Genomic DNA, 15,521 nt, shown 5'->3' with positions numbered 1-15,521 from the left:
CATGCCGAGCCTTAGCGAGGCACCGAACGCCAGGGGCAAGAGCCCTTGGTTACTTGGGGCTCTTCCAAGTGACTCGCTGTAAGAGCGAAACCATAGGCGGCCGTTACCGCAGGAATGGATATGTACACCTGAAAGACAATCACCGTCTGCCAGGACGCCTTCGCCGGCAAGCCTGACTCCTACAGTAAAAGCGAAAACCTAAGTGGCCGTTACCGCAGCAACGGATATGTACACCTGAAAGACAATCACCGTCTGCCAGGACGCCTTCGCCAGCAAGCCTGGCTCCTACGGTAAAAAGCGAAATCCAGCCGTTACCGCAGCAATGGATATGAACTCAGACAACAAATAACAGGTCGGCTGTCAGGCCGCCTTCGCGAGCAGGCTCGCTCCCACAGTAGATCGGGTACAGCCGCGAGAGTATCTAGACAACCACCGCCCCCCGAGCCTCCAGCAACTCACGCAACACCGAGCGATGACAATGCGCTTCGTCCTCGCAATAACACCCCACGGCCAAGGAAGTGTGATGCGAAAGAGCCGCCAGCAGATCGAGCAACTGGCTGGGGGCAGGGTGCTTCATTTCGGCCTTGAACTTGCGCCTGAACGCATTCCAGGCCTTCTCGTCCTCAGCGGCCTGGGCCTGTTGTACCAGCTCCGGGCTGGGCGACAGCAGTGGCTGCCACACATCATAGAAATCCCGGCTGGCAAACTCGGCTTTCGGTACGCCACGGGGTGGACGGCGCACCGTACCCAGGCGCAAGCCTTCGTCGGGTTTTCGCGCAGAGCCGAGGCGCACGATATGGATCGGCATGGCGCTACTTGAGCCGCGATTCGTCGAACCACTCAAGCGCCGTGCGCCAGAAGCAGATCCCCAGGAAGTACGCCGACATCAACAGCCAAAGCCCCATGACCATGGGATTGATCACCGGGTGGTTGATCACCAGCGACAGGCTGCACAGCAGCCAGATCGCCGTCACGGCAATGTTGATCGGCATAAAGCGGCGCACGCGGAACGGGTGCAGGAATTTCATCCGGGTGAGCGTCAACAGGGCCAGGCCGATCACGGTGAGGAAGGTGATCCAGGGTGACGGCGCGATGATGTAGAGGCACAGGGCGACCACGTTCCAGGCGGCGGGGAAGCCCTGGAAGTAGTTGTCCTTGCTTTTCATGTTGACGTTGCAGAAACAGAACAGCGACGACACCAGGATCAGCGACACGGTCAGCAGCAGTGTGTAGTCCGGCAACGGGATGTAGCGATAGATGAACAGTGCCGGAATGAATACGTAGGTCAGGTAGTCGATCACCAGGTCGAGAATCGAGCCGTCGAAACTCGGCAGCACCGACTGTACGTTGACCCTGCGCGCCAGTGCGCCATCCAGGCCATCGACGATCAGGGCCACACCCAGCCACAGCAGGCAACTGGTGGGCTGGTTATCGAGCAGGGCGAGGGTGGCGAGGAAGGCGGTGACCACGCCGGTGGCGGTAAAACCATGGGCGCCCCAGGCTTTAAGCCTGGCGATGTGTAGGGTCGATATCACGGGGGGCGTTCTCCAGAAAGTGAAGCAAGCCAGTCAACGCCCTCATCTGGCGGGCGGCGGCAAACCGGGTTGGGTTGCAAGTATCGACCGGGTATCCGGGAATAAGGTTCACCACCCATGAATCTTAGCTGCGCCGTAAAAAAATACGGCGGATAAATCGATAATATGTCAGCCAGACGGTGGTAGCACATTTACGCGCGAGGGCTATCGTTGTCTGACTGGATCACTCCCATCGATGAGGACGTCGTCATGAACACCAGCGATCTACTCGAACAATTACTGCGGGCCGGCCAGGGCTCGATGGCGCAACGGGGCGGCGGTGGGGCGTCGGCACAGGGTGGCCTGGGTGACTTGGGCGGATTGCTGGGCGGCCTGTTGGGCGGTGGCGGCGCCAGCCGTTCAGGCGCTGGCGGCATGGGTGGCCTGGGCGGTTTGCTCGGTGGCTTGCTGGGCGCAGGATCGCCAATGGGCGGTGCGCCGCAATCGCGCTCCGCCGGTGGTACCAATTATGCTGCGCTGGCTTCGCTGGGGATGATGGCATTCCAGGCCTTTCAGGCCTGGCAACGCAGCCAGGCCGCGCAGCAACAGCAGGCGCCGCAGCAGGCGATGCGTACGGTGGACATGCTGGCGGGCCCGGAAGTCGAGGAACACAGCCACGCGATCCTGCGGGCGATGATCGCGGCGGCCAAAGCCGATGGCCGCTTCGACGACGCCGAGACACAAATGATCAATGCCGAAATCGCCCGGCACACCGATGATCCGCAGTTGCAGCAGTGGCTTGACGAGGAAGCCGCCAAACCGCTTGACCCTGCCGAGGTGGCACAGTCGGCAACGGACCCCGGCATGGCCGCCGAGATGTACCTGGCCAGCGTGATGCTGGTGGATGATCAGCAGGATGCCGAGCGCAGTTACCTGGATGAACTGGCGGCTGCCTTGAATATCGATCCGGATTTGCAGGTACATCTGGAACAGCAGGCCCACGGCACAGCCTGAAGGCCTCTGTAGGAGCTGCCGCAGGCTGCGATCTTTTGACTTTTGCGCCTGAAGAATCGCTGAAGATCAAAAGATCGCAGCCTGCGGCAGCTCCTACAGAGAGCGAGGTCGGTCGATCAGGAAATCGGCGGTTCGGGCACCAGGAAGGTCACGCCAAAGCGCTCCGCCACCTCAAATATCCGCGGAAGATCCTCGGGTACCTTGAACCGGTCCATCGCCGTAAAAAAAAGCCCGCCTCGCGGATCGGAGACCACGCCGATCATCTTTGCCGTGGGGCTGACGTTCTTGTAGGCATGAATCGACCCGGCAGGAATATGCACATAGCCCCCGGCCGAGACAGTGGTGGAGGTGCCTTCGACGGTCACTTCGACCTGACCGTCGACCACGTAGAACGCTTCGTCCCATGGGTGAAAGTGCGGGGGCGGGCCGCCGCCTTGAACGCCTTCCTGGATATGCATTTCAAACGGTTTGCTGAGATCACCGCCAGCCAGGACAGTGATCTTTTCGCCAACGACATTGACCGATGCCGGTGGGGACTGGAGGACGTGAACCGTGCGCATGATGGCTCTCCGCAGATGAGGCAGCATCCGCCGATTGTAGGCGCTTTGAACGCTGGCCGGCAGCCGCGGTACGGGGCCGTCCGTCCGGGCAATTTCGACGGCGATGGAATTTTTTTCGCCAAGGCTCGCTCTGCTGAGAGAGGGAAGTGCTGATTCAGCGCCCTGCAGCGAACCGCGGGTGAGCCATGAACAAAAATCTCGATGACTACAACCGCATGCGCGATTTTTCGGCGACGTCGGAACCTGTCGCCGTCAAACCCAAGGGCAGAAAAAAAACCAAGGATCATGCCTTGCAGTTTTGCATCCAGAAGCACGATGCTTCGCGCCTGCATTACGACTTTCGCCTGGAGCTCGACGGTGCGCTCAAGAGTTGGGCGGTGCCCAAGGGACCGTCTCTGGACCCCAAGGTCAAGCGTTTGGCGGTACATGTCGAAGATCATCCGCTGGATTACGCCACCTTTGAAGGCAGCATCCCCGAAGGTCATTACGGCGCGGGGGATGTCATCGTCTGGGACCGTGGCGTGTGGATTCCCCAGGACGATCCGGCGAAGGCCTATGCCAAGGGCCGGCTCAAGTTCGAACTGCAAGGCGAGAAGCTCGGCGGCCTGTGGAACCTGGTGCGCACGCACATGCCGGGCAAGCAGGAGCAGTGGTTCTTGATCAAGCACCAGGACGGTGCTGCCCGTCCGGAAAGTGATTACGACGTGGTGGTCGCCGAACCCGACAGCGTGCTCAGCGAACGGACTCTCGTCGCCAAGGCACCCAAGGCACCCAAGACACCCAAGACACCCAAAGCATCCAAGGCCACCAAAGCCAAGTCCATCAAGCAGCCCGCGTCGCCTGCACGCAAAGAACAATCCGCGCCACTCACAGGCGCGCGCAAGGCCGAACTGCCTGACCAGATCAAACCGGAGCTGGCGACGCTGGTGGAAAAGGCCCCGGGCGGACAGTGGAGTTATGAAGTCAAGTTCGACGGCTACCGGATCATGGCGCGTATCGACCATGACGAGGTTAAGCTCTTCACTCGCAACGGCCACGACTGGACCCACAAGCTGCCCGACCAGGCCAAGGCGCTGGCGGGGCTGGGCCTGGAATCGGCCTGGCTCGACGGTGAAATGGTGGTGGCCGACGAGCAAGGCGTACCGGATTTCCAGGCCTTGCAAAATGCCTTCGAAGCGGGCCGCAGTGGGAATATCCTCTACTACCTGTTTGATTTGCCCTATCTCAATGGAGTGGACCTGCGCGAAGTGCCCGTCGAGGAGCGCAGGGCGGCGCTCTCGACCGTGCTCAAAACCAGCAAAGACCCATTGCTGCGCTTCTCCGACGCCTTTGGCGAAGACCCGGAAGCCCTGCTCAATAGCGCCTGCCAGATGCAAATGGAAGGCCTCATCGGCAAACGCCTGGGGTCGCCCTATGTATCGCGGCGCAGCAGTGACTGGGTCAAACTCAAATGCAAGCATCGACAGGAATTCGTCATCGTCGGCTTCACCGACCCCAAAGGTTCACGCAGTGCCTTCGGTGCGTTGCTCTTGGGGTTGCACGACCGCGACAGCGGTGAGTTGCGCTACGCGGGCAAGGTCGGCACCGGATTTACCGAGGCGACCCTCAATAGCATTCATCAACAACTCAAGCCCCTGCAGACGAAGAAACCGGCAGTGGTCAACCCGCCCAGCGGTGCCGAGTTCAAGGCTGTGCATTGGCTCAAACCCAGCCTGCTGGCGGAAGTGGCCTTTGCCGAAATGACCAAGGATGGTTCGGTGCGCCATGCGGTGTTCCATGGCCTGCGGGACGACAAACCCGCCAAAGACATTACCGAGGAGCGTGCGACTGCCGTGAAAACTGCCCCTGCAAAGAAAACCACCGCAGCCAAGCCTTCCGCCGCGAAAAAGAAAGCCGAACCTGCGCCTTCGCAAATCGGCCTCGACCAGGGCAAAGTCCGCATCACCCACCCGGACCGGGTGATCGACCCCAGCAGTGGCACCACCAAAGTGCAGCTGGCGCAGTACTACGCCAGTGTTGCCGAATGGATTCTGCCTCAGCTCAAGGACCGACCCGTGGCGCTGGTGCGTGCACCGGATGGCATCGCTGGCGAACTGTTTTTCCAGAAAAACGCCGAACGCCTGGCGATCCCCGGCATCACTACCCTCGACCAGCAACTCACAGGCCAGCCGATGATGGTGATCAACAACGCCGAAGCCTTGATTGGTGCGGTGCAGATGAGCACGGTCGAGCTGCACACCTGGAACGCCACCACCGACAACCTCGACAAACCCGACCGCTTCGTCCTCGACCTCGACCCGGACCCGGCGCTGCCATGGAAGCGCATGGTCGAGGCCACTCAGTTGACCCTGACGGTGCTCGACGAACTGGGGCTCAAGGCGTTCCTCAAGACCAGCGGCGGCAAGGGTATCCACCTGGTAGTGCCGCTGACTCGCAAGCACGGCTGGGATGAGGTCAAGGACTTCAGCCACGCCATTGTCAGCCACATGGCCAAGATGCTGCCGGAGCGTTTTTCTGCTGTTTCGGGGCCGAAGAACCGGGTAGGGCGGATCTTCATCGACTACCTGCGTAATGGCTTGGGCGCCACGACCATCTGCGCCTACGCCGTGCGTACCCGCGAAGGATTGCCGGTGTCGATGCCGATTTTTCGGGAAGAAGTCCCTACGCTCAAGGGCGGCAACCAGTGGAACATCCACAACGCGCATGAACGCCTGGCCGAAGTGGGCGATGAGCCTTGGGCGGACCTGAAGAAAACCCGGCAGACGATTACAGCCGAGATGCGACGGCGAGTGGGAATGAAGTAGGAGCTGCCGCAGGCTGCGATCTTTTGATCTTGAAAAAACAGAATCAAAAGATCGCAGCCTGCGGCAGCGCCTACAGCACTTGCGTTATTTTATGAAGGCCTGGAAGTCGCTACCCAACTTGTCGATCGCCGCCTTGAAATCCTGCGCGGTGATTTTCTGGCTTTCGTTTGACAGCTGTTTGCCGAACACCTTGCGCACCACCTTGGCCACGGTCTGGTTGCTTTTCGCGTCGATGAACTCTGCTTCGATAAACAGTTCGGTGTCCTGGTCCCGATGACCGGTGGCGGCCTGTGTCGCACCGACGACGGCGGCGATGGGCACTACCTCATACCATTTCATCCCTTCGTTGGAAGCGCTCACACCGGTGATGGCGGCGCGCATGACCAGGGTTTTCGCTCCCTTGGGTGCGGCGCTTGGACTGGAAACCACGCGGTACTTCTGCCCCAGTGTCGACTTGGCTTTGCTGGTCATGTAGTTCTGGATGTCATTGAGGGTCTGCTGGTTGACCCGCTCGTTGGGCTTGGGGGCCGGGTAGAGCTCCAGGCGGTTGAACGCCACCGTGTCATAGGCGTCGGGGTTCCACGATGGGCTGACCCAGCGCATCGCCGTGCCACCGCTGGGCGTCTCGACTTCCTGAAGGTTGTTGTAGTTGGACAGGTAGCCGGAGTACTGCTCCCGCTCGGTGACTTTCGAGGTACAACCGCCGAGCAGAAGCCCGGCCAAGGCAGTGCCGACAAGCAATTTACGGGACAGGTTCATAGTGCGGTGTGCTCCTTGGATAATTCGTCTAAGCGTAGTCAGATAATCAGAAACGCCAAGTCATGTTCCCGGTCACGGCTTGAATCCAGGTATTGTCGAATTGACCGGAAATTCTATTGCGAGACAGGTCCTTGCTCTGGTCAACCGGCATGTCGCCCATCCAGACCATGGCCCAACTGAGGTTGACGTCGGTGTCTTTGTTCAGCGCATAGGTGGCGCCCGTCGCAATGCGCCAGGATTCGGCCATGGGCACGATCACCGAACGCTTGCTGTCGGACACGGCACTGCTATCGTAAGCCACGCCGACGTTCCACAGCCACTGCTCGGTGGCCTGGTATTGCGCGCCGAGTGACAGGTGCCAGGTGTCCTTGAAACCGGCGTCGATGTTGGTGGATCGGGCATCGTTTGCCGAGGTGTCGACCTGGATGCCGATATCGCCGAATTCCGACCAGTCCTGCCAGTTGATCGAGGCCAGCAGCGCCCATTGCCGGTCCAGTTGCTGGAACAGGCTCAGGGTCACGGTTTGCGGCACGGTGATATCAAGTTCGGTGTTGGTACCATCCAGGCGTTGCAGTAGTGGTCCGTTTCCCTTGATGTCCAGCCCGTCCTCGAACTCCAGGTCGACCTTGCTGGTGTAGGTCAGGCCAATGCGGGTACCAGGTTGCGGGACGTAGATTACCCCGACGTTGGCGCCGAAGCCCCAATCCTTGTCCTTGTATTTGAACTGGCCGTCGCCGCGTTCGGTGAAGCCGAAGGGCGAGCGGTCAATCGCGGTCTGGGCCTGGAGCATGCCGTACATGGCTTTGACGCCGACACCCACCGACCACTGATCGTTGAAGCGGTACGCCACGCTGGGCACCAGCGACAGGCCGAGCAGGCTGGAATTCTGCGAAAAGTAGCGCCCCGACCAGTCATTGTCGTAATTGACCGCCAACCCGAAGTCGCCGTACTGGCCGAACCCCACGCTCCAGTGGTCGTCCAGTTCATGGCTGACGAAAAAACTGCCACCGGGCAACGGGTCAAGGGCGTTGCCGCTGCCACTGCCGGAGACGTTGGTGCTGTCGTCGCGATCGAACGAAATATCACCGTAGAGCACCTGCAAGCCGGCGGTGATCTGCGTGCCTGGCAAGTAGCTCATGCCCGCCGGGTTGCTGGCGATGGTGGAAGGGCCCTGGGCCCGGGCGGCGGCGCCGGCGTTGGCCAGGCCGACGTTATCGGTGCCGACTTCGTATAGCATGATGCCGCCAGCCTGTACCTGCTGGCAGCACAGAGCGAGCAATGAGACGGCGGGTAGGGCGCAATTTTTCAGCTGCATGGGGTCACCTTTGTGCATTCCCATTACGGACACCGGTGGCTGTCGCCATCGACCGGTGTCAACTCCCCTGAGAGCAGTCAACTGACTGCCATGAAATTTGTTTCCCACGCGAAAGAGCGTAGGTAGGTCTCGAGAAATATCCAGTAATTAGTGAGTTAAAACCGATAGTTCACGCTAAGGCTCAAGGAGCGTTTCCAGGGGGCTCAACGCGTTCTGCCGCATCGCTTCGAATCGAGGCGGCGAGCAGGTCTCGCCGCCTCGAGACCATTACCTGCCGGCAGCGGCTGCCAGCAACGGGGCTATCTGTTCGTCAGTCAGTGCCGCCTGGACCTCCATGGTCATCAGGTCGCTCCATTGCAGTACCCACTTCTGGATCGGTACCGGATCATTGGCCTCGGCCACGCCAAAACCGGCTGCGCCACCCACGGCGTGCCAGCGTCCGAGCATCTTGACGCCTTCCGGTGGCGCGCCACCGGTCTTGAGAAAGCGCTCGATCGCGCTGTTGCGATTGGCCGAACTGATTTTCCAGCTGACGATGAACAACATCTGCCACCTCCTTCCAGGGATTGGCACCTGCCTGTCTTCGCGCACCGGGTTGGCGCCGGGACCTCGGTCACGTTTGCCTTGCCAGTGTCATCCTGTCTGGCCTGAAACGATTGCTCCCTGCAGAAGGCATAGCAGCGCCACGCACTTCACGTACGACCGCCGATCCTCTTTTACAGGGGGTGTATGGCAGCTGTCTCAGCGCTGAAACAGACGATCAGGTGTCACGCAACAGGTCGTTGGCGTTGAGCAGCTCGAAGGCGATTTGCGGGCGCTTCTCCATGGCCCGGCGAATCGCCGCCGGGATCGCTGCCCGGGTCTTGCGGCATAGTCCTGGCAGTTCGTCGATGTGAATGCCGATGCCGCGCATGGTCCGCACTTCATTGAAACCGGGAGCGATGTTCACGCGAATGCCCAACTGCTCGAACATCCGCCGTTGCAGGTGTTCGAGGTCCTGGAGGCTTTGCAGGTTTTCCAGGCGTTCGACAAGGCGTTTTTCTTCCGCGCGGGTCAGGAACAGGATGCGCACATCCGCACCCGGTGTTTCCAGCAGCGGGTCACGCCCGCAGTCGCAGGCGCCGGGCGGGCAGGGTTGGCGGATCGGGGCAGAGGTGATCATGGGATTCAATCATAGAGCGCAGTGATCGAATTTGCCCATAGGTAATGTGATCCCTGTAGGAGCGAGCCTGCTCCGGGCGGCGTTCCGACGATGGACGTCAACGATGACGCGGGCTGTCTGGATGCCCGCGTTGTCTGGACGTTATTCGCGAGCATGCTCGCTCCTACAGGGGGGTTGCGGGTCCCTGTTATTTCAGTACCAGCATCCGATAAACCCCGGCCTCGGCTTCGATCCCGTGGGTGTCATGGGTGAACCCCGGGAAGGACCTGTCGAAGGCTTCCAGTGCCTTGAGATAGGCCAGCAGCGGCCCGTCGGCAGCCCCGGCGTTCTCACCCGGCATCAGCAAGGGAATGCCCGGCGGATACGGCACGATGCCCGTGGCGGCAATGCGCCCGGCGGCTTGTTCCAGGGTGACCAGTTCGATGTCGTTGCGCACCAGTTTCTCGTAGGCCTCCACCGGGCTGAAGACGGCTTGCGGTAGCGTGCCGAACGCCTGGGCCATGGCCGAGGTGGTCTTGTGTAACTTCATGGCGGCGAAGATTTCGTCCGCCAGGTCCTTCAGGCCCATGCCGGCGTAACGGGTCTGGTTACCGGCCAGCAGGTCAGGCAGGCACAGCTCCAGTTCGACGTTGTCGTCATAGTCGCGCTTGAAGTCCAGCAGCGCGTTGACCAGCGTGCCCCATTTGCCCTTGGTGATGCCGATGGAGAACAGGAACAGGATTGTGAAGTCGGTGGTTTTCTCGACGACGATGCCCTGGCGTCCGAGGTACGCCGTCAGTACACAGGCCGGGATGCCCGTGGCCAGCAGGTTGCCGTCGTCGCCCATGCCAGGGCTGAGCACCGAGACCTTGATCGGGTCGAGCATGCAGTAGCCTTCCTCGATGTCGCCAAAGCCGTGCCACACCTCGTTGGGGTGCAGGACCCAGCATTTGGGCTCGGTCTTGAGCAGCAGCGGATCGACTTCGTGGAACGGCACCGTGGCATTGCCCACTTGCACGGTGGGCGGCTGCCAGCAGGTGAAGAACCAGTCGTCCTTGCTCGACATCTCGTGGTGCATGCGTGAGATGACCTGGCGGAAAGACACGGCCTCTTCTATGGATTCGCTGGTGAGGATCTGCCCGCTGGGCGCTTCCATCATCGCCGAGCTGACATCGCAGGAGGCCATGATCGCGTAGTTGGGCGAGGTCGAGGCGTGCATCATGTACGACTCGTTGAAGCGTCCGTGCTCGATCGGGTTACGGCCGTTGCGCACGTGAATCATCGAGGCCTGCGACAGGGCCGCCAGCAACTTGTGGGTCGACTGGGTGGCGAATACGGTCGGCTTCGAAGCATCGTGGTCGTCCGGGCTGCCGTGCATGGCGTGGCGGTCTTGGTACAGCGGGTTGAAGCGCGCATAACCGTACCAGGCTTCGTCGAAATGCAGGCGGTCGACACTCTGGCCCAGCAGTTCTTCGACGCGGGTGACGTTGTAGGTCAGGCCGTCGTAGGTGGAGTTGGTGATGATCGCGTGGACCGGCGTCGGATCGATGCCTTCCTTGACCAGTGGGTTGTTGGCGATGGCCGCTTTCACGCCCTCGCTGCTCAGGGTTTGCGGGAGGATCGGGCCGATGATGCCGTAGCGGTTACGCGTCGGTACCAGATAGGTCGGCAGCGCCCCCGAAAGGGTCATCGCATGCTCGGCGGACTTGTGGCAATTGCGGTCGCACAGGGCGATCTGGTTACGCGTGACGCTGGCCATGAGGATCACGCGGTTGGACATCGACGAACCGTTGGTCACGTAATACGTGCGATGGGCACCGAACACCTTGGCCGCATAGCGCTCGCCCTGGCCGATGGGGCCACTGTGATCGAGCAGCGAACCGAGTTCACCGACCGAGATCGACAGGTCGGAACGCAGCAGGTTTTCCCCGAAGAACTCGTAGAACGCCCGTCCCGCCGTGCTTTTCAGAAATGCCGTGCCACCGGCATGACCGGGGGTGTGCCAGGAATATTCATAGGACCGGGCAAACTTCACCAGTGCGCCGAACATGGGCGGCAGGGCGGCCTGGCGATAGCGTTCGATGGCCGCCAGGATACGTCCGCTGAGGAAGCGGCTGGTGTCTTCCGGCAGCCAGATGAAGTCGTCGGCGTGTTGCATGACCAGGAGCGGAATGCTCGACGCGGTAGTGCGGTCGCTGATCAGGAACACCGGCACGCGCGTGTTGCGCTCGCGCAGCTTGACCAGCAACTTGATGCAGTCGTCGTGACCTTCGCTGGTGTCCATTTCCCAGCTGATCAGCACGCATTGAACGGCCGGGTCCGAACGCAGGATCGACGCGGCATCGCTGAGGCTTTCCGAGGCCAGTACGCTGACGCCACGTCCCTCTACGTCACTGACCAATTGAGTCAGGGCGCGACCAAACACCGTGCGCTTGTCCGCTGGGTTGCTGACCACCAGCGCGAGCATCCCGAGTGAGTGTTTATATTCCGTCATGCGTGAATCTCCAGAGTGGCTTTTTTCAGGCTATTCACCGGCACCGGTTGGCCAGTGATGTGCTGCGCGCTGACTGTTTGTGTCGGCACGCTGTTGTTGAGTGCTTCAAGGCGAATCAGGCGGTTGTTGACGAAACCGAACAGGGTGTAGCCGAAAATGGTCGCCACACCGCCGAGCATCAGCGCCTGTTCGCCGGAACTGTAGAGCGCCAGGTAGCTGTAGGCCGCCGCCACCCAGGCAATGATGTTGGTAGCCAGCGCCTTGCCGGCGGGTACGTTGGAGACCTTTTGCATGGTCATCAACGCGGCCATGGAGAGGATGTACGGCACCAGGTTGGTGACCACCGCGAGGTTGACCAGGGTGTCGAACTGTTTACTGAGGTCCGGGCTGATGGTGAGGAAACCCAGGGCCGTCTGCGCCGCCAGCAGCACCAGCATGCCGACGATGGGCGTCCCGGCCTTGTTGGCCTTGGCGAAGATCGACAGGAAGTAACCGGTGTCCGCCGAGCTCTTGTAGACCTGGGCAATGGTGAACTGCCAACCCAGCAGCGAGCCGATGCAGGCCAATACCATCGCGGCCATCACAATGTCGCCAACCAGTGGGGTGAACATCTTCGCGAAGACCAGGCCGAACGGTGCGGTGGAGGCGGCCAGTTCCGGGTTATCGACGATGCCGGCAATCACGTTGGTGGAAACGATGTAGATCACTGCCGCACCCAGGGTGCCGCCGAGCACCGCAATCGGTACGTTCTTCTCGGGGTTTTCCACCGCATCGGTGTTGGCACATGCTGACTCAAGGCCCAGGAATGCCCACAAGGTGATCGCCACCGAGGCCCCCGCGGCGTCGTACCAGGCCATGTTGTGCGGGTTCCAGCCGGCGGCATACACGCTGCTGTCGAACCAGAACCAGCCAATGGTCGACACCAGCACTACCGGCGCAATCACGCCCCATACGGTGACTGCGCCAATGCGACCAGTAATTCGCGCACCGCCAAAGTTGGCGAACGTGGTGATCCACAGTAATGCGATGGTCGCCAGGCCCACTTGCAGTGAGTCCAGTTCAATGTGGAACAGTTCCTGGATGTAGCCGACCGCGGTAATGCTGATCGCCACGTTGGCAATCAGCAACGAGAGACCATAGGTGTAGTTGGTGATGTAGTTACCGGCCTTGCCGAAGGTGTATTCGGCATATCCCCCCATGCCGCCGGTTTTTCGACTGAGCATCCCACATCGCGCAAAGGCGTAGGCCAATGCCAGTGAACCGGTGGCTGTAATCAACCAGGAAAGAATTGAAATCGACCCGACTTCCGCCAGTTTCGACGGTAGTAGCACAATGCCTGAGCCCAACATGTTGACCGCGGTCAACATCGTCAGTTGCCCCACACTCATTTTCTTTGCGACTGACATTCCGTTGCCTCATTAGTTGGCGGTGAGAGCTTAGCTATAGCAAAGTTTTGAAATGTCGCAAGAAAATGACTTTCGGTTACTGACGCAAGTCAATCAATTGAATAGAAGGCATTATGCTGGCCCCCAGATTTCTCGCGTGTTGCCAGAATCGCTTTATTTTCAGGCGGTTAGGTGGAATGCAAATGCGCAATGTCTGGGTCGCGCTGATCTCTTTCAGCGTTGCGGGTCTTACAGTTTCTGCCCAGGCCAGGGAACTGAAGCCCGGTGATACTTATATATGCAGTTGGGGTGCAGGGACGGCGGCAAGAGCCCAGGAACTCAAGTTGTCCGGGGTTTCGCTGTATGCGGCACGGCAAAAAATCCAGGCGTACAAGTTTGCCAAGCCATGGATGCGGATGATGGCAATGGGCATTACCGAACAAACTTATGACAGCCCGACACGGCTCAAGCCGGCGGCGGTCCGGCAGAGTTTTTATGACGATTGTGTGAAGTACAAGTTGGCGAGTAGGCGCGAGCATGCTCGCGAAAAACTTTAGAACACCGCGGGGTGTCAAGCTCCCCGCGTAATCGTGGACCTTCATCGCGAGCCTGCTCGCGCCTGCAAAGTTTGCGTGTTGCAGGAGGGCCTTTGTCGGATCGGGCGCTGGGTCGGGCACCGCCGTCTATATTGAATGCCTGGCACCAAGCCGGAAGACTGATTCACCTGACAATGCATAAACCTCAATTCAATCAGGAGATCATCATGACCCAGCTCGACAAAGTCCTGTACACCGCAAAAACCCATACCACCGGCGGCCGGGACGGCGCCTCGCGCAGTTCCGACGGCATCCTGGACATCAAGCTGTCGTCGCCGGGCGCAGGCGGCGGTGGCACTAATCCGGAGCAGTTGTTCGCCGCCGGTTGGTCAGCCTGCTTCATTGGCGCGATGGGCGTGGCTGCCAAAGAACTGAAAGTGGCATTGCCCAAGGACGTGGCCGTCGATGCCGAGGTGGACTTGGGTACCAATGAAGGCGGCTATCTTCTGCAGGCCCGGCTGAATGTGAGCCTGCCGGGGCTGGACCGCGAAACCGCACAGAAACTGGTCGACACCGGGCACAAGTATTGCCCGTACTCCAAGGCCACCCGCAACAACATCAACGTGACATTGAAGTTGGTCTGATTTGAGATATAAAACGCGCTTGGCGACTGCTTGGAGAAGCAATGTCGCCAAGACTCAATAAATATTAAATGATCAACAATGGGTTGTTAGTGTCGCAATGTTTGGAGGCTAAGTTGACCCGGAGAGCACAGGGGTCTTCCTGTGCCCGGGATGCTTGAAATCGACAAGCCCTGAAAATAGTATGACTGTTTGTTGGCGGGCAGCCCTCTCGCGATTGACCCCGCTTTTTACTCCACGACAACTAGTGGATCCAATTATAAGTGTCAACGCTCATGTAATCCAACGAACTCAGCTGTCATGGGCCTCAACGCGTAAGTTGATGACCGATCATCCATGTCGGTGGCGTTCGATGCCGCTACCGCCTGTCGGTGCTGTGGTTAAAAAATGAACATTTTCGCGCTGTAGGCCTCAGATCCTGCAGCACGGCATCCATGGCCGGCTCTCGCAATCGAAAAAAAGAAGCGGAATTAGAACCTCAAATGCAATTAATGCAGATGGGGATTTTTTTACCCGAAAATTGAGAGGTAGTAACTAAGATGTCATCAACTCCCTTACTGATCCAATAGGATATCAATAATAATCTATTGGTCGGTTTTCCTGTATGAGCAAGGTCGAGCGGAAAAGCCTGCTGACTGACCGATCTGTACTGTCGAATAAGGTGGAGAGATACCCGTGACGATAAATACAATTATGAGCCTGATCGAACATAAAGAATTCATGGAGTTTTTACGGCTGGGCGTTGTTTACGTTCATTTGCTCGCCTGTTGTGTGGCGATAGGTTTGGTGTTGACCAGTGATATTGCAATGGTCAGGGATATATTGAAGCGCACAATGTTCACTGAACATGACAATGCGCACATGGAAAGTCTTCAGAAGTCTGTCGTGGTTGCGTTGATCTGTCTATGGGTGACAGGCACTGCCATCATCGGCATCGACTACCTCGACAAAGGCCTGGAGTACTTCATGAATCCGAAGCTTCACGCCAAGGTGATCATTGTCGTGCTGCTGACCTATAACGGCATCCTGCTGCACCGACTCGTATTGCCGGCCCTGCAAAAGGCAGGCTCCTTGCTCGACCTCGAATTCAGCGCCCGAATGCTTGCCCTGTTTTGTGGGGCACTATCGGCGGTGTCGTGGCTGTACGCCGCCATGCTCGGCGTCGGCCGTCCTTTGGCCTGGAAATACTCGCTCTCCGATCTGTTGATGGCATACCCGGTTCTGATCATGCTCGGCTTCTTGACGATGCTGGCGCTGACTCAGCGAGCCAAGCGCCACAACACGTCCATCGCGCCGCAATGGGCGACGGCCGGCACGCATTGACAGGGTGATGCGCGAGCGCCTGGCGCGTTGGCGCA

Annotated in this window: 14 protein-coding genes; 5 read left to right on the top strand and 9 right to left on the bottom strand. The window is 59.5% G+C overall.

The features are described from left to right. Window positions 1-421 precede the first annotated feature (421 nt). Window positions 422-808 carry a DUF488 domain-containing protein gene (locus tag AC3WWR_RS25000; protein ID WP_020798293.1) on the bottom strand — a complete coding sequence of 129 codons (387 nt, stop codon included), beginning with the start codon at window positions 806-808 and terminating at the stop codon, window positions 422-424. A 4-nt stretch (window positions 809-812) separates the two neighbouring features. After that, the gene (pcsA, locus tag AC3WWR_RS24995; protein WP_020798292.1) at window positions 813-1,535 is read right to left on the bottom strand and encodes a phosphatidylcholine synthase; all 723 of its coding nucleotides are present in this window, start codon (window positions 1,533-1,535) and stop codon (window positions 813-815) included. 249 nt (window positions 1,536-1,784) lie between these two features. Here pcsA and AC3WWR_RS24990 point away from each other — a divergent pair, with 249 nt between their 5' ends. Next, on the top strand, window positions 1,785-2,528 hold the full coding sequence (locus tag AC3WWR_RS24990) for a tellurite resistance TerB family protein (RefSeq protein WP_033038602.1): 744 nt from the start codon (window positions 1,785-1,787) through the stop codon (window positions 2,526-2,528). 116 nt (window positions 2,529-2,644) lie between these two features. On the opposite strand, the gene AC3WWR_RS24985 is transcribed toward AC3WWR_RS24990, so the two are convergent. Beyond that, window positions 2,645-3,088 (bottom strand): cupin domain-containing protein, encoded by a 444-nt coding sequence (locus tag AC3WWR_RS24985; protein ID WP_020798290.1) that lies wholly within the window; start codon window positions 3,086-3,088, stop codon window positions 2,645-2,647. A gap of 185 nt (window positions 3,089-3,273) precedes the next feature. Here AC3WWR_RS24985 and ligD point away from each other — a divergent pair, with 185 nt between their 5' ends. Further along, a complete protein-coding gene (gene ligD, locus AC3WWR_RS24980; RefSeq protein ID WP_492599161.1) occupies window positions 3,274-5,892 on the top strand; it encodes a DNA ligase D in 2,619 nt (872 codons plus the stop codon). An 84-nt stretch (window positions 5,893-5,976) separates the two neighbouring features. Here ligD and AC3WWR_RS24975 read toward each other — a convergent pair whose 3' ends face one another. The 6 genes from AC3WWR_RS24975 to potE form a co-directional block, all read right to left on the bottom strand. Further along, the gene (locus AC3WWR_RS24975; RefSeq protein WP_020798175.1) at window positions 5,977-6,651 is read right to left on the bottom strand and encodes a DUF3313 domain-containing protein; all 675 of its coding nucleotides are present in this window, start codon (window positions 6,649-6,651) and stop codon (window positions 5,977-5,979) included. Window positions 6,652-6,697: 46 nt separating this feature from the next. Continuing rightward, window positions 6,698-7,966 carry an OmpP1/FadL family transporter gene (locus AC3WWR_RS24970; RefSeq protein WP_492599160.1) on the bottom strand — a complete coding sequence of 423 codons (1,269 nt, stop codon included), beginning with the start codon at window positions 7,964-7,966 and terminating at the stop codon, window positions 6,698-6,700. 267 nt (window positions 7,967-8,233) lie between these two features. Further along, window positions 8,234-8,512: a DUF3303 domain-containing protein gene (locus AC3WWR_RS24965; protein ID WP_008063017.1), complete on the bottom strand. Its 279-nt coding sequence runs from the start codon at window positions 8,510-8,512 to the stop codon at window positions 8,234-8,236. A gap of 214 nt (window positions 8,513-8,726) precedes the next feature. Then, the gene (locus AC3WWR_RS24960; RefSeq protein ID WP_020798173.1) at window positions 8,727-9,128 is read right to left on the bottom strand and encodes a hypothetical protein; all 402 of its coding nucleotides are present in this window, start codon (window positions 9,126-9,128) and stop codon (window positions 8,727-8,729) included. A gap of 187 nt (window positions 9,129-9,315) precedes the next feature. After that, on the bottom strand, window positions 9,316-11,601 hold the full coding sequence (locus tag AC3WWR_RS24955; protein WP_020798172.1) for an Orn/Lys/Arg family decarboxylase: 2,286 nt from the start codon (window positions 11,599-11,601) through the stop codon (window positions 9,316-9,318). Next, window positions 11,598-13,007, bottom strand: a complete 1,410-nt coding sequence (gene potE / locus AC3WWR_RS24950) for a putrescine-ornithine antiporter (RefSeq protein WP_020798171.1) — start codon at window positions 13,005-13,007, stop codon at window positions 11,598-11,600. The genes AC3WWR_RS24955 and potE overlap by 4 nt, the downstream gene beginning before the upstream one ends. 182 nt (window positions 13,008-13,189) lie before the next feature. Here potE and AC3WWR_RS24945 point away from each other — a divergent pair, with 182 nt between their 5' ends. The 3 genes from AC3WWR_RS24945 (at window position 13,190) to AC3WWR_RS24935 (ending at window position 15,486) form a co-directional block, all read left to right on the top strand. Then, the gene (locus AC3WWR_RS24945) at window positions 13,190-13,543 is read left to right on the top strand and encodes a hypothetical protein (protein ID WP_042955448.1); all 354 of its coding nucleotides are present in this window, start codon (window positions 13,190-13,192) and stop codon (window positions 13,541-13,543) included. Between the two features lie 206 nt (window positions 13,544-13,749). Beyond that, window positions 13,750-14,166: an organic hydroperoxide resistance protein gene (locus AC3WWR_RS24940; RefSeq protein WP_033039169.1), complete on the top strand. Its 417-nt coding sequence runs from the start codon at window positions 13,750-13,752 to the stop codon at window positions 14,164-14,166. Window positions 14,167-14,838: 672 nt separating this feature from the next. Beyond that, entirely contained in the window at window positions 14,839-15,486 is a 648-nt protein-coding gene (locus AC3WWR_RS24935; protein ID WP_033039167.1) for a hypothetical protein, read from the top strand. Window positions 15,487-15,521: the final 35 nt, after the last annotated feature.

The sequence above is a fragment of the Pseudomonas sp. EB271-G4-1 genome, from assembly GCF_058791355.1.
This window is presented reverse-complemented; position numbering and strand designations above follow the sequence as displayed.

What these genes read in the sequence shown, in the direction of transcription:
- AC3WWR_RS25000 (WP_020798293.1), bottom strand. Translation starts at nt 808, where the DNA reads ATGCCGATCCATATCGTGCGCCTCGGCTCTGCGCGAAAACCCGACGAA.
- AC3WWR_RS24990 (WP_033038602.1), top strand. Translation starts at nt 1,785, where the DNA reads ATGAACACCAGCGATCTACTCGAACAATTACTGCGGGCCGGCCAGGGC.
- AC3WWR_RS24985 (WP_020798290.1), bottom strand. Translation starts at nt 3,088, where the DNA reads ATGCGCACGGTTCACGTCCTCCAGTCCCCACCGGCATCGGTCAATGTC.
- ligD (WP_492599161.1), top strand. Translation starts at nt 3,274, where the DNA reads ATGAACAAAAATCTCGATGACTACAACCGCATGCGCGATTTTTCGGCG.
- AC3WWR_RS24975 (WP_020798175.1), bottom strand. Translation starts at nt 6,651, where the DNA reads ATGAACCTGTCCCGTAAATTGCTTGTCGGCACTGCCTTGGCCGGGCTT.
- AC3WWR_RS24970 (WP_492599160.1), bottom strand. Translation starts at nt 7,966, where the DNA reads ATGCAGCTGAAAAATTGCGCCCTACCCGCCGTCTCATTGCTCGCTCTG.
- AC3WWR_RS24965 (WP_008063017.1), bottom strand. Translation starts at nt 8,512, where the DNA reads ATGTTGTTCATCGTCAGCTGGAAAATCAGTTCGGCCAATCGCAACAGC.
- AC3WWR_RS24960 (WP_020798173.1), bottom strand. Translation starts at nt 9,128, where the DNA reads ATGATCACCTCTGCCCCGATCCGCCAACCCTGCCCGCCCGGCGCCTGC.
- AC3WWR_RS24955 (WP_020798172.1), bottom strand. Translation starts at nt 11,601, where the DNA reads ATGACGGAATATAAACACTCACTCGGGATGCTCGCGCTGGTGGTCAGC.
- potE (WP_020798171.1), bottom strand. Translation starts at nt 13,007, where the DNA reads ATGTCAGTCGCAAAGAAAATGAGTGTGGGGCAACTGACGATGTTGACC.
- AC3WWR_RS24945 (WP_042955448.1), top strand. Translation starts at nt 13,190, where the DNA reads ATGCGCAATGTCTGGGTCGCGCTGATCTCTTTCAGCGTTGCGGGTCTT.
- AC3WWR_RS24940 (WP_033039169.1), top strand. Translation starts at nt 13,750, where the DNA reads ATGACCCAGCTCGACAAAGTCCTGTACACCGCAAAAACCCATACCACC.